The 19,895-nt window shown below is 36.3% G+C and carries 26 protein-coding genes; 5 read left to right on the forward strand and 21 right to left on the reverse strand.

Going from position 1 to position 19,895, the window contains the following annotated elements; genetic code table 11:
- Positions 1-17 precede the first annotated feature (17 nt).
- From atzF to F902_RS12215, 4 genes are all read right to left on the reverse strand, one after another.
- The gene (gene atzF, locus F902_RS12200) at positions 18-1,847 is read right to left on the reverse strand and encodes an allophanate hydrolase (protein WP_005203817.1); all 1,830 of its coding nucleotides are present in this window, start codon (positions 1,845-1,847) and stop codon (positions 18-20) included.
- A 249-nt stretch (positions 1,848-2,096) separates the two neighbouring features.
- Positions 2,097-2,453, reverse strand: coding sequence for a winged helix-turn-helix domain-containing protein (locus F902_RS12205; protein WP_005203818.1), 357 nt, complete (start codon positions 2,451-2,453; stop codon positions 2,097-2,099).
- A 59-nt stretch (positions 2,454-2,512) separates the two neighbouring features.
- Positions 2,513-3,622 (reverse strand): S-(hydroxymethyl)glutathione dehydrogenase/class III alcohol dehydrogenase, encoded by a 1,110-nt coding sequence (locus F902_RS12210; protein ID WP_026057450.1) that lies wholly within the window; start codon positions 3,620-3,622, stop codon positions 2,513-2,515.
- A gap of 20 nt (positions 3,623-3,642) precedes the next feature.
- On the reverse strand, positions 3,643-3,918 hold the full coding sequence (locus F902_RS12215) for a metal/formaldehyde-sensitive transcriptional repressor (protein ID WP_004653592.1): 276 nt from the start codon (positions 3,916-3,918) through the stop codon (positions 3,643-3,645).
- A gap of 297 nt (positions 3,919-4,215) precedes the next feature.
- Here F902_RS12215 and F902_RS12220 point away from each other — a divergent pair, with 297 nt between their 5' ends.
- Positions 4,216-5,724 (forward strand): phospholipase D family protein, encoded by a 1,509-nt coding sequence (locus tag F902_RS12220; RefSeq protein ID WP_005203822.1) that lies wholly within the window; start codon positions 4,216-4,218, stop codon positions 5,722-5,724.
- Positions 5,725-5,760: 36 nt separating this feature from the next.
- Here F902_RS12220 and F902_RS12225 read toward each other — a convergent pair whose 3' ends face one another.
- Complete coding sequence (locus F902_RS12225; protein ID WP_005203824.1) at positions 5,761-6,384, reverse strand: class I SAM-dependent methyltransferase; 624 nt, start codon at positions 6,382-6,384, stop codon at positions 5,761-5,763.
- A 21-nt stretch (positions 6,385-6,405) separates the two neighbouring features.
- Positions 6,406-6,996: a uracil-DNA glycosylase family protein gene (locus F902_RS12230; protein WP_005203825.1), complete on the reverse strand. Its 591-nt coding sequence runs from the start codon at positions 6,994-6,996 to the stop codon at positions 6,406-6,408.
- A gap of 267 nt (positions 6,997-7,263) precedes the next feature.
- On the opposite strand from F902_RS12230, the gene F902_RS12235 reads away from it, so the two are divergent.
- From F902_RS12235 to F902_RS12245, 3 genes are all read left to right on the forward strand, one after another.
- Complete coding sequence (locus F902_RS12235) at positions 7,264-7,908, forward strand: SOS response-associated peptidase (RefSeq protein WP_005203826.1); 645 nt, start codon at positions 7,264-7,266, stop codon at positions 7,906-7,908.
- Between the two features lie 112 nt (positions 7,909-8,020).
- Positions 8,021-8,509 carry a LexA family protein gene (locus tag F902_RS12240; RefSeq protein WP_026057449.1) on the forward strand — a complete coding sequence of 163 codons (489 nt, stop codon included), beginning with the start codon at positions 8,021-8,023 and terminating at the stop codon, positions 8,507-8,509.
- Entirely contained in the window at positions 8,509-9,804 is a 1,296-nt protein-coding gene (locus F902_RS12245; protein ID WP_005203829.1) for a Y-family DNA polymerase, read from the forward strand. Before F902_RS12240 ends, F902_RS12245 begins: the two co-directional genes overlap by 1 nt.
- A 104-nt stretch (positions 9,805-9,908) precedes the next feature.
- Here F902_RS12245 and F902_RS12250 read toward each other — a convergent pair whose 3' ends face one another.
- The 10 genes from F902_RS12250 to F902_RS12295 all read right to left on the reverse strand — a co-directional run bounded on the left by F902_RS12250 (position 9,909) and on the right by F902_RS12295 (position 16,158).
- Positions 9,909-10,631 carry a hypothetical protein gene (locus tag F902_RS12250; RefSeq protein ID WP_005203831.1) on the reverse strand — a complete coding sequence of 241 codons (723 nt, stop codon included), beginning with the start codon at positions 10,629-10,631 and terminating at the stop codon, positions 9,909-9,911.
- 135 nt (positions 10,632-10,766) lie between these two features.
- The gene (locus F902_RS12255; protein WP_005203832.1) at positions 10,767-11,375 is read right to left on the reverse strand and encodes a hypothetical protein; all 609 of its coding nucleotides are present in this window, start codon (positions 11,373-11,375) and stop codon (positions 10,767-10,769) included.
- A gap of 62 nt (positions 11,376-11,437) precedes the next feature.
- Positions 11,438-11,836, reverse strand: coding sequence for a hypothetical protein (locus tag F902_RS12260; RefSeq protein ID WP_017401891.1), 399 nt, complete (start codon positions 11,834-11,836; stop codon positions 11,438-11,440).
- Positions 11,823-12,578, reverse strand: a complete 756-nt coding sequence (locus F902_RS12265; protein ID WP_005203834.1) for a hypothetical protein — start codon at positions 12,576-12,578, stop codon at positions 11,823-11,825. The genes F902_RS12260 and F902_RS12265 overlap by 14 nt, the downstream gene beginning before the upstream one ends.
- 185 nt (positions 12,579-12,763) lie before the next feature.
- Positions 12,764-13,405: an integron-associated HEPN domain-containing protein gene (locus tag F902_RS12270; RefSeq protein ID WP_005203835.1), complete on the reverse strand. Its 642-nt coding sequence runs from the start codon at positions 13,403-13,405 to the stop codon at positions 12,764-12,766.
- A gap of 207 nt (positions 13,406-13,612) precedes the next feature.
- Positions 13,613-13,921, reverse strand: coding sequence for a hypothetical protein (locus tag F902_RS12275; RefSeq protein ID WP_017401890.1), 309 nt, complete (start codon positions 13,919-13,921; stop codon positions 13,613-13,615).
- A 510-nt stretch (positions 13,922-14,431) separates the two neighbouring features.
- Complete coding sequence (locus F902_RS12280) at positions 14,432-14,815, reverse strand: hypothetical protein (protein WP_005203843.1); 384 nt, start codon at positions 14,813-14,815, stop codon at positions 14,432-14,434.
- Between the two features lie 82 nt (positions 14,816-14,897).
- Positions 14,898-15,188, reverse strand: a complete 291-nt coding sequence (locus tag F902_RS12285; RefSeq protein ID WP_005203844.1) for a hypothetical protein — start codon at positions 15,186-15,188, stop codon at positions 14,898-14,900.
- Complete coding sequence (locus tag F902_RS12290; RefSeq protein ID WP_005203846.1) at positions 15,185-15,973, reverse strand: ORF6N domain-containing protein; 789 nt, start codon at positions 15,971-15,973, stop codon at positions 15,185-15,187. The genes F902_RS12285 and F902_RS12290 overlap by 4 nt, the downstream gene beginning before the upstream one ends.
- Positions 15,970-16,158 (reverse strand): hypothetical protein, encoded by a 189-nt coding sequence (locus tag F902_RS12295; RefSeq protein ID WP_005203847.1) that lies wholly within the window; start codon positions 16,156-16,158, stop codon positions 15,970-15,972. Before F902_RS12295 ends, F902_RS12290 begins: the two co-directional genes overlap by 4 nt.
- A gap of 78 nt (positions 16,159-16,236) precedes the next feature.
- Here F902_RS12295 and F902_RS12300 point away from each other — a divergent pair, with 78 nt between their 5' ends.
- A complete protein-coding gene (locus F902_RS12300) occupies positions 16,237-16,977 on the forward strand; it encodes a helix-turn-helix domain-containing protein (protein WP_005203848.1) in 741 nt (246 codons plus the stop codon).
- A 38-nt stretch (positions 16,978-17,015) separates the two neighbouring features.
- On the opposite strand, the gene F902_RS12305 is transcribed toward F902_RS12300, so the two are convergent.
- From F902_RS12305 to F902_RS12325, 5 genes are all read right to left on the reverse strand, one after another.
- Positions 17,016-17,216: a hypothetical protein gene (locus tag F902_RS12305; RefSeq protein WP_005203849.1), complete on the reverse strand. Its 201-nt coding sequence runs from the start codon at positions 17,214-17,216 to the stop codon at positions 17,016-17,018.
- Between the two features lie 119 nt (positions 17,217-17,335).
- Positions 17,336-17,575, reverse strand: a complete 240-nt coding sequence (locus F902_RS12310; RefSeq protein WP_005203850.1) for a hypothetical protein — start codon at positions 17,573-17,575, stop codon at positions 17,336-17,338.
- Positions 17,576-17,671: 96 nt separating this feature from the next.
- On the reverse strand, positions 17,672-18,694 hold the full coding sequence (locus F902_RS12315) for a hypothetical protein (RefSeq protein WP_005203851.1): 1,023 nt from the start codon (positions 18,692-18,694) through the stop codon (positions 17,672-17,674).
- Between the two features lie 17 nt (positions 18,695-18,711).
- Positions 18,712-19,302, reverse strand: a complete 591-nt coding sequence (locus F902_RS12320; protein WP_005203852.1) for a hypothetical protein — start codon at positions 19,300-19,302, stop codon at positions 18,712-18,714.
- A 42-nt stretch (positions 19,303-19,344) separates the two neighbouring features.
- On the reverse strand, positions 19,345-19,860 hold the full coding sequence (locus F902_RS12325) for a hypothetical protein (protein ID WP_005203853.1): 516 nt from the start codon (positions 19,858-19,860) through the stop codon (positions 19,345-19,347).
- Between the last annotated feature and the right edge of the window lie 35 nt (positions 19,861-19,895).

Consider the following 19,895-nt stretch of genomic DNA (forward strand, 5'->3'; position numbering starts at 1 on the left):
TGATTTCCCCCTAAAAATTAATTGGCTGCATTTGCTACTTGGTTATTGCGATGTTGGATATACGCTCTCCAACCGCCAAAATGGCTGATATTCTCTGCATCGCCTAAGCCATAGGGTTCACAAATAAAGCCTTTAACCCAACGGCCATCTTCAAGTTCGACATTGCCCATACCCAATGGGGTTGGAATTTCTGCTACAAACTCACCGAAGCGTGCTGTTGGTACATCCCAGAGCTCGACAATGATGCTTTGCCCATCTTGCTGACGAGCCAAACCAGGTTTTGGCGGAACTGTCCCATTCAAGGCATACAGCGCATAATCCTGAGAGGTTTTAGTTGTTTCGACATGCACGGCACCACGCGTGGTGAGCTGAAAATTCAGTGGCATCCCCGTTAGATGTGCCCCTACAACCGCAACACGAATATGGTGAGGAGACAACAAAGTCGGTGCACTTGCTACAGCTAATGTCTTATCTAAAGCACCGAGTTTCAGTGCTAAATAGTTCTGCCATGCTTTGCCGAAATGCACCAAGGCTGCATCATGCCAAGCAGGTGCAATTAAGGTGATACCAAAAGGTAAGTTGTCAGCTCTAAAGCCTGCAGGTAATGCCAAGGCACTTAAATCAGCGAGGTTGGTGAAATTGGTATACGTGCCGAAATGCGCGTTATACTCAATCGGGTGTTGTTGCATTTGTTCAATGGTATAAATCGTTGGTGAAGTTGGCACGATCAAGGCATCAAACTCAGCCAAGCTAGCTTGGATTTTTCGAGTCAAATCCTGTTTTAAATATTCAGCATTGTAGGCATCCACCGCAGAATACTTTTCACCTTGTTGAATAATTTCTAAAACGGTCGGATCAAAATCAGCAGCATTGGTTTTGAGGAGATCGGCAGCCGCTGCAGTGCGCTCTGCCACCCAAGGACCTTGATAAAGTTGTGTTGCAAGTTGCTCAAAAGCAGAAAAATCAATCGGTGTAATTTCAGCATTTAAGCTTTCAAGTAATTGAATAGTGTGTTGAAAGGCTTTTTCGGCCGATTCATCACCAAAGAAATTTAATTTATTCGGAATGGCAAATTTCAATTTGCTGGAAAAACGAGCAGGTACGTTTTTAGGATGTTGACGTGAATAGCTATCTAAAGCGTCATAAGCTTCGACTTGAGCAGCAACCAATTCAGCATCAGTCACTGTGAGAGCGAAGATTGAAATACAATCAATACTCTTTACTGCGGGTAATAGACCACGATTAGAAAAGCGGCCTTTGGTTGGCTTTAAACCGACAATATTATTAAATGCTGCTGGCACACGTCCTGACCCAGCGGTATCAGTTCCTAAAGAAAATGGAACTAAACCTCTTGCTACCACACTGGCAGAACCTGAACTTGAACCACCACTGACATATTCAGGTTTAAAACTATTCGGTACTGCCCCAAATGGTGAACGTGTGCCAACCAAACCTGTGGCAAATTGATCAAGATTGGTTTTACCAACGACAATCGCTCCGGCTTGTTTAAGTAAACGAACAGTTTCAGCATCTTGTGTTGCAACGGTATTCAATGCCTTACATGCTGCTGTGGTAACAAAACCAGCCACATCAATATTGTCTTTGACTGCAAATGGCACACCATAGAGAGGAAATTGTTTTTGCAGATTGTCAGCATCTTGAGTCAGTTGCTTTAAAGATTGAATTTGTTGCTCAACTAAATCTGCACTCGCAAGAGAAATCCAAGCAACGTCCTTAGGATCAAGTGCTGAAACTAACTCCTGCAAAATATCGAGTTGAATTTCTTGCTTTAAATACGCTGTTTGCCATTCAGAAATTGTCCAGCCTAAAGTTTTTATTTCGCTCACTTTATGAATCCTATCTTGTATACAAGTTTGAATAGATAAAAGCAGAAAGCGTGCCAAAAATATTTTTAATATATAAATTAATAACTTAGTAAAAAACTAAAATACTAGTTCGTTTGAATGGTTTATTGATGGTGCTAAAAAGATCCGACAAGAATATGTATGCGCTATAACTCAGCAAATTTTTATTGAGAAAGAAAGAATCAAAACAAAGATGATGAAATACTGTTTAAATTATTTATATTTATAAGATTATTTATTTACTTTTAGATAATTGGCTAAATCTTCAAACTCAGTTGCAACAGCCTGAATTGCTTGCTGCTCCATTGCTCTAAATTTCTTGAGCACCACTTGCCCCAATTCGGTTAGCACTGCACCACCACCATGCGTTCCGCCTGTTTGGGTATCGACCAGATTGGAATGAAAGCATTGATTCATGGTATCCACCAATTGCCATGCACGGCGATAACTCATATCCATAGATTTCGCGGCTTGGGATATTGATCCTGTACGATGGATTGCTTCAAGTAGCTCAGCTTTACCCGGACCGAAAGCAATCTGCTCATCAGATAAGATTCGCACGTGTAACTTTAATTGTGCTTTTGACATTGCATATTACCCAAGATTTGATGATGTATTTGACATCATCAAATCCTATCATTTTTAAATTAGAAGTGAATCACGGTACGAATCGACTTACCTTCATGCATTAGGTCAAAGGCATGATTAATATCGTCCAACGGCATGGTATGCGTTACAAATGGTGCCAACTCAATTTCACCTTTCATTGCATCTTCTACCATTTTCGGTAATTGGCTACGGCCTTTTACCCCACCGAAAGCAGTTCCCATCCATTTACGTCCTGTCACCAACTGGAATGGACGTGTTGAAATTTCCTGACCTGCACCTGCAACCCCAATAATCACCGATTGTCCCCAACCGCGATGTGCGCATTCCAAAGCTGAACGCATCACATTGGTATTGCCGATACATTCAAAAGAATGGTCAACGCCCCAACCTGTCATTTCAACAATCACTTGTTGAATTGGCTGATCATAATCTTTTGGATTTAAGAAGTCAGTTGCACCAAACTGCTTTGCCAGTTCAAATTTATCTGGATTGGTATCTACTACAATAATACGTCCAGCTTTGGCCTGACGTGCACCTTGTACTACAGCAAGACCAATACCACCCAAACCAAACACAGCAACGCTATCGCCCTCTTGTACCTTCGCCGTGTTATGTACCGCACCAATCCCTGTGGTTACACCACAACCGAGTAAACACACTTGTTCATGGTTGGCTTCTGGATTAATTTTTGCCAAAGACACTTCTGCAACGACGGTATATTCACTAAAGGTTGAACAACCCATATAGTGATAAATCGGTTGTCCATTATAAGAAAAACGTGTTGTGCCATCTGGCATCACACCTTTACCTTGAGTTGCACGAACAGCAACGCATAAATTGGTTTTTCCCGATTTACAGAACAAACATTCCTTACATTCAGCGGTATACAACGGAATCACATGGTCACCGACTGCAACACTGGTCACACCTTCACCAACTTGCACCACTACTCCAGCACCTTCATGACCCAACACTGCTGGGAAAACACCTTCTGGATCATCACCTGATAAAGTGAAGGCATCGGTATGGCACACTCCTGTATGGGTAATTTTAATCAGGACTTCACCCGCTTTAGGTGGTTCAACATCAAGCTCTACGATTTGTAATGGTTCGCCTGCGGCAAAGGCAACGGCTGCACGAGATTTAATCACAATGACACTCCTGAATTTTACTTTAAATAAGATTTAAGAATTTTACTGACTTGAATGAGCTCTTGACTGCGTTGCAACTCGGACGATTCACCAACAACTAAGGTATCTTTGAGGTGAATTTCGAGAAGTTCCGTCATCAAACCATTTAATGCTCCACGAACTGCACAGATTTGCTGCAAAATATCAGCACATTCTGTGTCATTTTCCAATGCACGTTCCACACTCTGAACCTGACCTTGAATTCGTCTTACACGCGTGAGAATCTTTTTTTTATCCTCTAACTGTTTAGGCATAATGTTGACCACATTAAATCTAAAAATATACTATACACCAGTATAGTACTTAAGCTCAATATTTGTTGATCTAGATTCTATTAAGGCTGTGTCCATTGGAGTGTATTTACATAGAAAATTAGATTATTAAAATGATAACCCATTGATTATCTTTATAATTACATTTCACCCTTGGAACAAAACGGCATTTAGATATATAAGAAAATCAATCATCTATACATTACTGTTGGATCCACACGCTTGATCAATAAAATGATAAACAATTCATACCATTTTAAGATAATGACACTTGTTATCATGTTAGGAATTGGTGGCTGTTCTTTGCCACCCAATCAGAACCATGATCGGAGTAACTCCTTGCATACGAAAACAAAGTGGATGAATGATCCACAAGCCGATCTTAATATTGAAAAAGGTTTAACTGCATTTTTAGCATTGGATGATGCCTTTTTAAGTATTGCTTCCCGTATTCATTTAATTCGAAATGCCAAGCATCAATTGGATTTACAATATTATATTTGGAATGACGATGCCATTGGCAACATGATGCTGCATGAGTTGCTCAAAGCAGCTGATCGCGGAGTAAAAGTCCGTTTATTGATTGATGATCAGAATGGCATAAAACTAGATAAAACCTTAAAAGCCCTCGCCCAGCATCCAAATTTTGAAATCCGTATTTTCAATCCTTATAAGTTTAGGCACTTACGTTTTATTGATTATGTATTTAGACTGAAACAGATTAATCATCGTATGCACAATAAGCTCACTATTGCCGATCATTCAATCGCAGTAACGGGTGGGCGCAATATCAGTAGTGAATATTTTGATGCCAGCGACCAGTTTCAATTTAGCGACATGGACATTTTATTTTACGGTAAAGCCGTTGATCGCACGGAACAGGTTTTCGATGAATTCTGGTCAGATAAACTCAGCTATTCAACACAACAATTAATAGGTTCTGGTACGCCTCAACAACTGGAAAGTTTAAGAAATACTTATAAAGCCTTAGATCAGGTTGATACACCCACCGAAGATAAACTCGAAGCCGCTCAAGATTATTTAAAATTACGTCTACAAAACTATCCGATCCAATGGGCAAAAGCGCATTTTGTCGCAGATCATCCGAATAAAGCATTAGGACAAGCCAAAGATCAGGAACTTTTATATGCCCAAGTTCTGAAAATTATGGGTAAACCTGAACAGCATATGGAGCTGGTCTCCGCTTATTTTGTACCTACAAAACAAGGAACTGCCTACCTCAACCAGTTGTCTAAAGACGGCATTAAAGTGCGTGTTCTGACCAATAGCTTGGTGGCCAATGATGTCGCCGTGGTGCATTCTTTTTATAGCCAATACCGTAAACCACTTTTACAAAATGGCGTACAACTGTATGAGTTTAAACCGAATATTGAACGTAAAAAACGGACTTGGTATGAAATTGCGACAGGGAGCGTGATCCCGGTTAAAGGCAAGAATCGCTCAAGTTTGCATGCCAAATTTTTTGATGTTGATGGAAAAGTTTTTATTGGTTCATTTAACTTTGACCCACGCTCTGCCCATTTAAATACAGAAGTTGGTTTAGTGGTGGAATCTGATCATTTACAAGACCAAATTACCGCCATGCTTGATCAGCATTTGCTACAAGTGGCTTATCAACTCAAATTAGATCAAAACGGTAATATTGTGTGGTATGAACATAAGGAAAATGGTGAAGTAGTTGAACATCATCATGACCCTGAAAGTACCAGATTCCAACGTTTTACCATGCACTTTGTGTCTTATTTTCCCGTTGAATGGATGATGTAAACGTATAGCGAGTTGATATAGGCTCGTTATAACGACTTAATTCATATTCATTTCAAACAAACACAGCCCTTCTATCTCTAACGGCATCTTGATCTGTGTAAAAGATGCCTGTTCAAGTGCATCCAAATGCTCTTGTTTGGTCATATAAAGCTGATCATTTTGCATCGCATGTGCTGCACACAAATGATCACACACTAAATAATGGCCTTTGGGTTTCAATAAAGTTTTTACAATTTTATGGAAATCTGTTGCATAGCATTTATGTCGAAGCTCATGTAATGCTTGATGGATAATAATAAAATCATACTTATGAGAAAATGTACTCTGCCAATCAGTTTCTTTAAAGCTTCCAATTATATAGGTTGCCCGTGCTCTTTCAGCGGTATTGAGCTTTTCTTGTGCCAGTTGATGCATCGCTTCTGAAAAATCAAAAGCAGTATATTCAATGTTAGTAAGCTGTGAGAGCAAATGTTGGGCTAAAAAACCAGGCCCAGAACCAAGTTCTAGTACCTGATATTGTTCAGAAACATGCTGTCTAATGAGATTGGCATAATACTCAAAGAAGTCCTTGCGCCACGGCCTTTTTATATTCGCCGTTTCTTGCCATTCCAAAGCATCAGCGAAATTTCTTAAATCAATTGGGCTTGCGACATCCTGCATTTATTTCCCCCTTATTTATATTTATACCAAGCCAATTTGTTCAAAAAATTGCTTATAGGCTTCAGCTTTCTTTTCCAGTGCTAATGGATAGGCTCGCGATGATGACGGTAATCGGTATAAATTCAGCTCTCGATCAGCATAATTTACCTGCACCGACTGTCCAATCATAGGCTTACTAGCTTGCTCTGGAAAGTGTAACATCAGCGTATCTGTTGCTTTATCGCCTGTAGTCATGATGGTATGGCACATTGGAATTTGTTCCAGTAATTTGGATAAATCTGTAGGCGTGACAATTTCTAAAAATTTATCAGAAGCATTACCTTGCAAACGTTTCACTTGATAGGCTGTGTCAAAAATTCCTACACCAATTTGAGTTAAGAACTCACGAATCAGTTGCTCTTTAAAGTTTTTATTGGGCAAATCTAAAAAGTGATCTTTATCATTAAAAAAGATCAGACCAAAGATTCGCCACATATCATTTTGATAGTTAGGATAGTAAAAATCCATCTTCCAGCGAGTTTGCGGTGGTGGAAAACTGCCGAGCATCAGCAGCTTTGCAGTCGCAGGTAAAAAAGGTTGCAATGGATGTGTTTCTATTTCTATATCAGTCATTTATATAAAGAGCCAAATTTTAAATTGAGCGAAAAATTTCGTTTATTTTATAGAGTTTTGCGGTTTTTTGCTTGGGTCTTTTGTTGGTTAAAATTTCGCCTTAACAAAATTTTAGCAAAATTTTAACAATATCTTTTTCTTAGTTAAAATTTTTATTGACTAAAATGACATAGATTAATAGCTCTATTTTACAAATTAACTGCTTAATTATTGCTCAAAAAAGAACAATCTAAAAGATGAATTTCTTACATATTTGATGATTAGAACATGTGTGCAAACTACCAACCTATAGCCAGAAACCGTACTCAATTACTAAATCTATATGAGCCAACATTCGAGTACAAAGCAGACCTATTCCCTGGTTATGATGGACCTATCATCATCACAACAGATCACGGTTTAGAGTGGCGGTCTGCCCGCTTTGGTTTAGTGCCGAACTGGGCTGATGATCTGAAAAAAGTAAAAAACACATATAACGCTCGATCCGAAACTGTCGCCAGTAAGCCGAGCTTTAAACATGCCTGGTCTAAAAATCAATTTTGCTTAATTCCAGTTGAAACGATTTTTGAACCGAAATACATAGATGGCAAATCGCACTGGTACGGGATTTACCGTGAAGATGACATGCCTTTCACCGTAGCCGGTATTTATGAACATGCGACAGTGGACGGTAAACCGGTTATATCAATGAGCATGTTAACCATAAATGCTGATGACCACCCATTTATGAACCAATTTCACGCACCAGATGATGAGAAACGGTCGATCGTAGTGATACCCAAAGGAAGACGCAATGATTGGCTTTCCTGCAGCCATGATCAAGCTAAAGACTTTTTAATTGAGATGCCTGTGGATGAGTACACTGCTGCACCGAAATCAGAAATGCATAAATTCCGACCAAACGCACACTAACCTGCGACAAGTTATGACTTATCATTGTTTCATCAGAAAATTTAAAAATTGAAAACATTTTAGGCCAAATCTACAATATCACTTGAATATGTTACAAATTCAAGTGATAGCCATGAGCCATTCAAATCAAATCATCGAAATCAAGAATCATCTCAGGCGTGATTTACTCTCTGATGTATCTTCCATCATAGTTATTGAGCCTTCTATGCGCATGGCTATTACAGTTGCAATAGAAAAGGTTTCAGCAGGTTTTCCTTCCCCAGCCCAAGACTATATCGACAAAAAGATCGATATGAATGAACATTTGATTGGTAATGAGTGTGCAACGTTCATTGTTAAAGTTGGGTCACTTTCAATGAAAAATGCAGGTATTGATATTGATGATGAATTGATTGTTGATCGTAGTATTGATGCTAAGCATGACGATATTGTAGTTGCTTTAATCGACAATGATTTCACTGTAAAAAGACTAAAAATAGAACCTGAAGGAAGCTGGTTAAAGGCCGAAAACCCAGACTATGAAGATATTCATCTGTTTGATGGACAGCAACTGATCATATGGGGTGTTGTTACTTTTATCTTGAAGAAAGCTAGAAAGTAATGAAACACGAAAATAAAGTATTTGCATTGGTTGACGTAAACAACTGTTATGTCAGCTGCGAACGCATGTTTAATCCAAGCCTTATTGATAAACCAGTTATTGTTCTCAGTAACAATGATGGTTGCGCTGTTGCTCGATCGAATGAGGCGAAAGCGTTAGGCATTAAAATGGGTGTTCCCCTATTTCAAATTAAAGAAATTGTGCAAAAGAATAATGTCCAAGTGCTTTCAAGCAACTACGCACTCTATGCAGAAATGTCGAGACGCTTCCATAAAATACTTGGTCAATATGTATCGGAATCTGAGCAAGAAATTTACTCTATTGATGAGTGTTTCTTGGATTTAACCGCCTACTATCAAAACTATGACATGAACGAGTATGGCCAAGACATGCGCCAAAAGATTCTAAAATGGATTGGATTACCTGTTTGTGTGGGTATTGGCAGATCGAAGACTGAGGCAAAAATAGCTAATCACATCGCTAAGAAGAATCCAAGCTTTAATGGTGTTTGTGATCTTGTGAATATGGATCTATGCAACAAAGAAGATTACTTGTCACATGTCGATGTTTCAGAAGTTTGGGGTGTCGGACGTAAAATATCGAAGAAGCTTCAGACAATGGGCATTAACACTGTACTGGACCTAGCAAGCTCAGATCCACGTGAGATGCAGAAACGATTCTCTATCGTCATGGCAAGGACAGTTGCTGAGCTTCAAGGGATTTCATGCATTGAGGTTGAGCATACTCCACCTGATAAAAAGCAGATTATCAAATCATGTTCATTTGGGGCACGTGTTACTGAACTAAATGACCTAAAAGAGGCTATTGGAATGCATGCACAAGAAGCATGCATCAGATTACGAGAACAAGAATTATTGGTGGGATGTATTATTGCGTTTGTTCAATCAAGCCCTTTTGACCAAAATGTACCTTTCTATAACAAGTCGGTCAGCTATACATTTCCAGAACCAACAGACTTTGCACCTGACTTAGCGAAGGCTGCCACATTAATGTTGAACCATATCTACAAAGAAGGAATCAAATATAAGAAATGTGGTGTGTTGTTGACTTGTCTTGAGCCAAAAAGTGGTCACACATATGACCTACTTACAGATTTTGATGAAATTGAAAAGAAAGAAAGGCTGATGAAAGCCATGGAATGCGTTCACCAGAAATTTGGAAAGAAAAAGATAGGAATTGGGCCCTGTTTTGTCCCCAATCGAAATTGGTCAATGAGTCGGGATAAATTGAGTAAGAATCCTTTTGCTTGGGAAGAGCTATTGCGAGTGAATTAACCATAAACTAGCTTGAGTTTAAAATTGATATATTAGCTCTTCCAGCTCTACATTAGTTACAATTGCATAAACAAAATTTTGCGAGCTTTTGAAATAAAATTTATTTAAAACCCTTTGATAGTTTGACAGTGTTTTTTCCCATTTTCGAAGGAACATGTAAATAGATATCCTTGCTTTAAAGCTTTACCAAGAACATTTTCAAATTCAATTGAAATAATATAATCAAAATCTAAACAAGACCTATACTTCTTAAATTTCTCTTGGGATAAGGGTAGAAATATTTCTTTGTATTCCTTCCCATGAAGCAATTCAAAAGATTTGCATAAAGTATCATCAATTGAAACTTTTAAACTTCGAGCATCATTAGCACTAATATTTTCCAGTTTTATTTCTAATCGAAAAAGCGTTTGTCCAGGTACTGGATTCACTTCTATTAAACAAATAGCAGTTAATATAGGTTTAACAGCATTATGTTTCTCTTCAAGTTCTGTTTTAACAAGTTCAGTCATAACTTTTTGCTCTGCTACAGAGGCTTGCATTTCTCTAACTTGTAATTGCAATGCTTCTGTACTTTGCCTTAATTCTTCTGCTTGTATCTGTAAGGACTTACTATTTTGTCTGTAGCCCATGTACAGAAATAAAAAGGCTAATGGAGAAAATACTCCAGCTAGAAAGTCGCCAACTTCATTAAGAGATAAAGGGTTAATTTCTGCGAAACCAAAACAATAAATAGCTAGACCTCCTAGATAGACAAGTAAACCAAAAAATACAAAAGGATGCTCTTTAATAAATTTATTTAGATCTTTTTTCATGTCCTCAATAATCATGTTAACCCCCTATTAATTTAAAAATTATTCAATAGGACGCAAAGTTATCAAAAATAAATATATTTTGCAGCAAGTAAAATGACTACACATTTTCTTGCATACACTGCAAGCAAACCGAAATACTGACATTGGTTTTTATTGAATGTGCTGTGCATCCCCCATTGGGTATTCAACATTGTCAGTAACACGCAATGCTATTGTTGGCTTGAACATCAAACCGTTGGCTTGTGAAGTCGGATTACCTGCAATGATCACCTTCCGCAATGGGATTATCTTCGCATCAGAAGCCGCTACAGCCTCATTTAAGCGATAACCGTCAATGTATACAGGTTCATCGTCAATCACCTCATAGCGCCCTATTTCAGTGACTTCTACAACCTTTAAAACTCCTACAGCCTGCACAAGGATCAAAGTTCCCACATTGATACCTAGATTGTTTGTATCAGTCTCGATAAAGTCATCTGATAGATTGCCTACCAATTGATTTTCTAAAGGCTGTGGCACCAAATAGTCTTTACGCATCCATGAATATAAATCATTGAACATTTCAGGCACTTCATTTCTAAATGCCATCATGGACCAGTTAAATGACTGACGTGCTGCATCAAGCAATGGAATCCTTTCCTCGCTCGATGCGTCGAAACTTTGATGCACATCAGTCTTAAACTCGTATCGCTCTGTTGTTTCAAGTAATGGACATTTCGTGAGCAAGATATATTCATGCCCGTTTACTGTGACTTTCATATATTTCACCCATAAAAAACCCGCTAAACGCGGGTCTTAGTCATTAATTTTTAAATATTTAACTAATTTATATTTTGAAGTTGATTACTTATATCTTCAGCTTCAACAATACAATACTGTGCCATTCTTTCTGAAATTGGTTGATCCAATTTATAATCAGCTTTAGTTCTTAATTTTTTTAATGCAGTTATTCTGTAATGTAACTTCTTTGCCAACTTTTCTTCTATATCAGTCAATTGTTTTTCTGGAAAACCTAATAGTCGGCTAACCTCGATAGCATGAACCCCGCCTTTGGCGACTGTTTTTTTCCACCCTAATAAATTTAACTTATCTACCGTTTCATAAAATGCAAAATAATAAGATTTAGTTACAACATTTCTATAATTAATTTCTTTATATTCGGATTCAATGTTAAATATTTGCTTGCAATATTCGAGATGATCTAAATTATTCAATCTCATTTACTCCATCATATGGAACATAGGAATAAGACAACTGGTAAATAGAATCCAATATATTTTCAGATAAGCAAGTTTCAAGTAAAATATCATTTAATCTAGTGATTTCATGGAGTGGTTGATCAATATAAAACAGAAAAAGTAATTCACCATCCATTGAGAAATACTCGGTAGAGATGCATCTAACATTATTACCAATAAGTATCTTGTGCACTATTTCATTTAATTGATTTAAGTTCTCTCTATCTACTTGCAAATTGTCCAAAGCAGTTTTTAAATCAATAATATTTTTTACTTCTTTTGCATGTAACAGATTCCAGTCAAAATTTATTTTGTTATTGTAATCATTAAATGCCAATACCAGTTCTGTACTTCTAGGCATTACTTCTTTAATGTTGATACACAACTTATCAGCTATTTGAGCAATTTTGTTTAAAACTTCAAGTGACTCTCTTACACTAAAAACCTTATCAAAAATATAAAAAATCTGCTCTAAAACATACTGTGTCTCAGAAATTGATAAGACATCCTGTGCAATTCTGTAAGCATCAACTATTTTATCATTATGAAGCTCAATTATAGCTTTCAGAATTTGATATTGATCATAAGGTAGTATGCCATCCAAAGAGGATAGTAAACGATTAAGACGAGCATATTTGAATTCAGACAGAATTTCATTCGGCCTCAATCCATTTAAAGCATCAGCAAGTTCATTAAATTTAGTTTCAGGTAATGGTCTTGTCATATTTCAACACTCACTCGTCTAAATCATTCTACCAAACTTCAAAAAAAAAGCTTACTTTTCTGTAATTAAGAAAAAAGCCACCCTAAGGCAGCTACTTTTTCTTCTCTCTTATACGTGTGCTTCTGAATTTTAGGCAGTAAAAACCGACATCAATTGGTCAGTTTTATATGTAAAACTATAATTCCTCAAAATCTCTTAGGTGTTACCCCATTTTCTTTTAACTCATCATGCATGTTGCGAATAGCCCATGTGAATGAATGATTTGGATCCGTCTCATTCATAAAATGTAGTTTTTTGACATAATTCAAAAAATCACCTATAGATATTTTCTTATCTTCACTAACTCCGATAATTTTTTTACTTTGAGCAACTAATTGATCAACTGGAACAAAATTTTTGGTCTCACCGTCAAGTGGATGAGCAACATATGAATTTCGGAACCCAACAACATTGTCATAGCTATCATTCAACTGTTTATGCAATATTCTCAATGACTTAGGACAATACTTATTTAAAATCTTACCACTATTGGTATTATTTACTGCTTCATAAGCTCGACAAATGCATAAAATGATATTTTGAAATGCAACTTTTGCTAATATTGGTAAAACATTTTTATTAAACGCGCCTAATCCTACATGTATGAGCGGAATCCCTTTTGCAGAAACATTATCTTCAAACATTACGAACTCTTTATTATCATATGTCTGTTCTACAATATTAAATATCGCAGAATCAGCTTGTAGCTCTAAAGAAATGTCTTGCAAAAAGAAATATAACTGAGAAAGTTTTTCATGCTCTTCCTTGCTGATTGTTGATTCTTTCATAAAATCCTCAATATAATAATCAAATCTGAATTTTCATTAGTGAATTATCATACTAATTTAAAAGAAAAAAGCTACTCGAAAGTAGCTTACTTTTGTCTTAATTAGCCCACTTAGGCAGCTGCTTATATCTCTTTAAATGCTTGCTTTCGTAGGATGAAACCACATCAAAGTAACCCCAAATAGCGAAAGCTAATGTTCCATTAGCTTTTACTTGCTATTTCTCAAATTATCATTTACTTGATCTGGAGATTTTAAATAATCCCTTTCTTCCAAGAGTTTCCCGATTTTTTTAAAGTGCTCAAGAACCTCATATTCAATATCCCCCCCATTTTGGAATTTACTAGGGTCGAATTTCATATCATATTCCAGACCTTTACTGACAAGGTCGAGCACAGCCGAATTAAGAGATAAACTATTCTGTTCTGCATATTTAACAACATCATCATATTGATCTAATGGCATACGCACTTGCGTACGTTTCCAATCATCTTGATTAAGAACTCTAATTTTTTTCATTTTTAAATAAATCTCCATCACACCCATTGACACTATTATAGTGGCATTGTATTGTTAATGCAATGGCACTAGGTTAGTGTCATTAAGATTTTATAGGAGTCATCTTTCCCACATGAGTAAAGTCATATTTATGGTTATTATGGGGTCACTATTCCTGTGTTCCATACAAAGCCATGTGGATGATTATCGCTCAAACTGAGAAATATAAGAAACTACTTACTATAATATCTTAAGCAAATCGCCCCAGACATTCCTGGCAGAACATGGGGCGATTTAATCAATCCCACTTCTCTATAGGAGATCAATTATATGAATCTTAGCACCTTGATGGTGTTGTTGAAAGTTCTTGAACTTTATCAGAAGCATTTATCTGTAAAGATACTTTTCTGCTGGGTAATGATAGTCCTCACAATACATTCATCAACAGCTTTTCTAAAAGTACTTATGACTATGAATGTACTACAGTAATCCACTAATAAAAGGTACCTTAGGGTACCTTTTATGCTTAAATTAAGACATCAATCCACCATTGCCTTTAGCGATTTTATTCAAGTTACTGGCATTTAAAATTGCTTCGGCCTCTCCTTGAACACGTTGCAGAGCTGCTGCCTGTTCTCCTAAAGATTGGATCAACCAACCAATATCATTAAAAGTCTCAAGTGGAATTTCTTCAGTTGCGTTGGCTAGTAACATGCCAATTGCACTCAACCCTTTTAAAACGGGTACATTTGCATTCTCAGCAGCACGGCTCGCTTTCACTAAAAATTCTTCCTCGTCTTGTGAAACGAATTCTTTTTTATCTGCGACCTTTACAAGAAGGTCAATTGGCATACTCGGCAACAAGTCCTGTAGATCAGGAACCTTGTCATTATTGAATTCGAATGGTATATTCATCTTAGTTACATCTCCTTTGTGACGACGCTAAAGCCCTTGATTCCGCCAAGTTTCGATAGGGCTTTTTTGTTGCCTATTGATTTCATTGTTCTTCATCCATTGCTTTAAAGATTTCCAGCGCATGCTCTTTTATTGTTTCTAGATCTGCACTTTTCTCTATTGCATCTAATAGGGTTATTACACAATCATTTACAGCATGGAGGCTAAAAGATTGGTCGAGTTCCTGCTTCTCAAGATCTGAAACTGATTTAATAACTTTGCGTAGTCTAATCGCCAAATCACTTCTTGATTTTCTCTTATATTCAGGATGCTCAATATCCATACCACGGCTTATAGATGCTAGCTGACACATTAATTTACTTGGTTCGTTCATGCGATTGCTCCTTTTACAAATTGAATAACCGATTGATTCCACTTGAGTTGCTTAACGGGAACACCATCACTATGTTTCTTGCCAGTATCAAATAATTCACCAAAAGCCTGACCTTTTTCAGTTAACAACCAAACGTCACCTTCTTTGGTTTGATAGCCCAAATCAGCAAGCACTTTATTAATTTTTTGCCCGCTTAATTTAGGGGTGAACATTTCACCAATCTGAGTTGGAGTAAATACTTGTTCTTGTACTGGTGCATGTAAATGGGTCGTTCCAAGTAGTTCTAAAGGTGATTCTCCAGTTATCTGCTTAACTGCACGATCTGCGGACAAATAAATCTGATTCCCTTTTAATCCAAAAGCTTTTGCCATGGTCACACATTGCCGAGCAACTGAACCCAAATTGAACTGCATTTCCTTTTTTGCAATGTTGGCTACTAAATCTTTAGCATTAAAATAGCCATTAACTAGCTGCCGTTGAACTTGCCAAGCCAAATCATCCGTGAATGATTTTGTTAGCATCAAATATCCTGATTCAGTAAGCACTATCAAACCACGATTAGGAACTTGAATTCCAAATGTCCGAAATTCGGACTTTAGAGATGAATCAATAAAATAGAAGTCTTCCCCTTCAACAAGATGATGCTTATTATCATTGAAGCGCTTTCTTGCCGTTCCTTCTGGACGTTGATGAACTTCGTCAATCATGGCAAAAGTAACAACACGCTTACCTTGATACTCAACAATGTTTAAATCTTGACTCTCAATCTTTACAACTGCGTTCATGCCTCAACTCCCTGTTGTGTGATAGTTTGCATTACACTTTTTGATTGATTTTGAGGGTATAATCCCTCATTCTTTAAGGCTGAAATTAAAAAGTGACGGAACTGCCCACGAGTTGTACGGTTATCGTCTTCTGCTGCTTGTTTGACAATATCAGCAATTTCATCTTCTACAGTAAAGGTATACATATCAAATCCTATTAAAATGATCGTTATACCTATCATAATAGTAGTTTTTAAGTGCAAGTCAATAGGAAATCTTTAATTATGATTGATGGTTTTGGTGCAAAATTAAAAAAACACCGCGTAGCTGCTGGGCTAACACAAGGTAAGTTAGCAGAGCTTTCTGGTGTCAGCCGAAAGCAAATATCTGATTTTGAGATGGAAATTCAAAAAAACCCTAAAGCAGAGACTTTAACCAAACTTGCAAATGCATTTAAAATTAGCATAGAAGATCTCCTAAGTGATGAAGATGCAATAACTGGAAGAATTACTCTTCCAAATAAAACCGATCTTTATGATAGTTTTGGCTTACGTTTGAAATATTTTCGTTCTGGTTTAAATATCACCCAGGAAGAGCTATCGAAACTATCGGGAGTCAGTAGAAAACAAATTTCAGATTTTGAAATGGGCTTACAAAATAGACCACGGCTTAGTACTGTGCATAAGCTGGCTAGTGCATTAGGCATCTCCCCATTTAAGCTCTATCCAGAGAAGAAGAATAAAACTGACGATGAGCTTCTAAATCAAGACAGGTCTGCTGAAGTTACTTTAGAGTTTCCTGCTGAGCTTGTGGCTTCTCTGCGAACACAAGCAGAAAAAAATGGTCGATCTTTAGAAGATTTCACATATTTGCTTGTAATGAATCTAATGAATCAGGAAATTGAAAAAATTAATAAAGAATATGAAGACAATACACCTCAAGAACTATTAGAAAGAATCCAGAAGATTGAGCGTGAACTTAAGAAAATCATGTCTGCTAAAGAAACTAAAGATTCAAAAATTTAATGGATCAAAACAAAGAAAGCCCCTCGGGGCTTTTTTTGTTATTGGCAGTTTTTCTTGTATTGAGTATTCGATCTAATAAGATCTTGTTTCAGACTTATTATTTCGTCTTCTAGATTTTGAATTTCATCAATCAACTCAGGTGTTCTAGGTTTCTTTTTTAACTCTTCTAATTGCAACTCCTTAAAAGCTATATCACGCTTCAAAGTTTTAATTGTACTTACTAACTGCTCACAGCACATTGTAATCCCCTAAGATAAAACGACATATTACTTAACGATTGTCTTTTATGGAATAAAAAATTTTGTTTGAAGGGTTATAGAAAGCCCCTGACGGGGCTTTTTTTATTAAATGCTTTTACCTATGACCATTGTTCACTAAATTTTTTTCCATCTTTTTTTGTGTATTCAAGATGATACGAGTTATGAAGACCACGAACTGCAAAATGTTCAGTATATTTACCACTCCCAACCTCTTGTCCTTCTGAATCAACAATCGTGAATGGGTAAATTTCTTCTTGTCCCAAATGTCCTTTCACTCGTTTCTGACCTCTTTGGATCTTTTCGCCTTCTTTCAATTCAACTTTATCTGTCCAGCTCATTGTAATTTCTCATTAAAATTATTAAAGACTTTAATGTACCAAAGAGCATATTTAAGTCAAGGATAGAAAAAATAAAAGATCCTAGGGGTTTCTATTTTAAGAGTTCAGCAATCTAGCTTGAGTTGGTATGCTTAAATTTACAAACAACCCATTTCCCTCTGTTGGATAAGCGATAAGACCTAGATATCCCGCAAATTCTTCTGCCAGCTCTCCGATTTTATGAAAATCACTTTCTTCAGCTGTTTCAGATAAAATCTTTTCATATATGTTTTTTAAAATAGAGTTAAGTCTATTAACGTATTGCCAAAGCTCATGATTTTTAATCGATTGGCTTATCTCAACATTTTCTTTTGTAAAAATATCACCTAAGTAATAGGAAGAGTATTTGAAAAGCCTATGTATTAAAGCATAAGTATTATGGAAGAGGTCTGAGTAAATAGTGTTGTCGTTTTGATTTGATCTAGATAAGTAACTTTTAAAAATATAATTAAGATTTTCTTCAAAGTTATTCATTACATCAAGCAGAATTGATTCATATTTTTTCTCTTGATCCAGTCCAAATTCATTTGCCAAGCTACAAACAAAAAACTCATTCCAGCTAGAGTTTGTAGTATGAACATGCACTTGTTCAAGTTCATTTTTAACAGTTAACTTTGTCGCAAAATCATAAAATTTATCATACATCAATTTATTACATGCAACATGACACAATTCATGATAGATAGTATGAATAAATTGATTATATATTAAATTTCTTGATTTTGAATCATACTCTTCTGAAAAAGATTCCTGCAGAAATTCAACCCCAAAAGGCTGTAGATTTACAACAATGTAATTTCTTTCAAAGTCTCCATTAATGCTTGATATTGTCATGGCAACACCAAAACCCTCATCCGCAGATGGCTTTAGTCTTTCATCAAACTCTTTTAACTTTTGACGAAATAGTTCATCACCATATGTGAATGTCATACCATCCAAACGATCAAGGTTTAAGTTTTTTGAAAGAAACCGAACTGCTTCCCAAATCAATGTCGAATAATAGTCATGTAATTCTTGAGATATAGAGCCAATTATTTCAATTGCAAAATCCTCGCGAAGTGAGCATTCATTTTCACTCATATTTTTGCCTTATAAATTTAATTTAATGCAATCAATCCTCGCATTTCATGGTTTTGGAATGCGAAGTCAAATGAACTTGAAACTGTCTCGTTTCGTTTTGATACAAACACAAAAAGTTCTTTTAATATTTCGATAACATTTTCAATATTAAACCCATTTTCATGAAACTCAGCCATTATAAGTTCTTTAAACTTTTCAGTATCAACATCTTTAACCAGTATTAAGACACTTGAGTCATCTAATGCTCTAGGCTGTACATTCTTTGCGCTGATATATATTGCCCTTTCACCAACATCAGTTAGATAGATAGCTGTTAGATGAGTGGTGTCTATCCAATAGTCATCAATTTTCTTACTAGCTTTATATTTCTCAAGATACTCAACTATTTGGTAGACATCAGTAATGGGATTTATAGCAGCAAATGATTTCACATCCTCTAGTATGTCTGCACTACCACATCCAGAAATGTAACCACCATTCCATTCAATAACTTTTTTTACTTCATCAGAAATAACCTGAATTACTTTGCCATTTTGCATGTAAACAGATCTATTATCTGCTGCCATCACTAAAGAACCAGCATTTCTTATCAATACACACATTGTCATTTTTCGTGCTCTTAATCTATAAAATTGGCTACTTACCTACTTTTACTGAATTTGATCAACTACATTTTTAATACTTTTATATGCCATAGATTTATCGCCATTTAGCACAATTGCACCATCTGTATATTGCCCAGATAGCGTTGTAATTCTAAATTTAGCATTTGTTGAGTTAAGGATTTTCTTAGCCTGATCGACTGTAATAACAAAAGGTGCTTTACTAGCTCTATAGTAAGCATTACGCTCTAAATCTGTTAAAACATCCATACGTTTAGCTGAAAATAATTGCCCATCAACGTTAAAATCTAATTTATTTAAGTTCTGATAATCGTGCATATATTTGACCTCTAAAACCACAAAGTCAGGTACTCTATCAGTCCATCGTGCACCAAAAAAAACATTACTAGGATGCCATTTATCTTGTGCTAATGCGGGCATTTCTCGTGCACTAATATTTTTAGAATTATCAAAATTACTAGTTGTTACGTTTGCTTTTGACATTAAATCCGAAGCACAACCAGTTAATCCAAACAAGATCCCCATAAGAATAATTTTCTTCATTATTTTGCTACTACTAATAATTAAATTAGATTAAA

This window comes from Acinetobacter higginsii (genome assembly GCF_000369525.1).
GTDB lineage: Bacteria > Pseudomonadota > Gammaproteobacteria > Pseudomonadales > Moraxellaceae > Acinetobacter > Acinetobacter higginsii.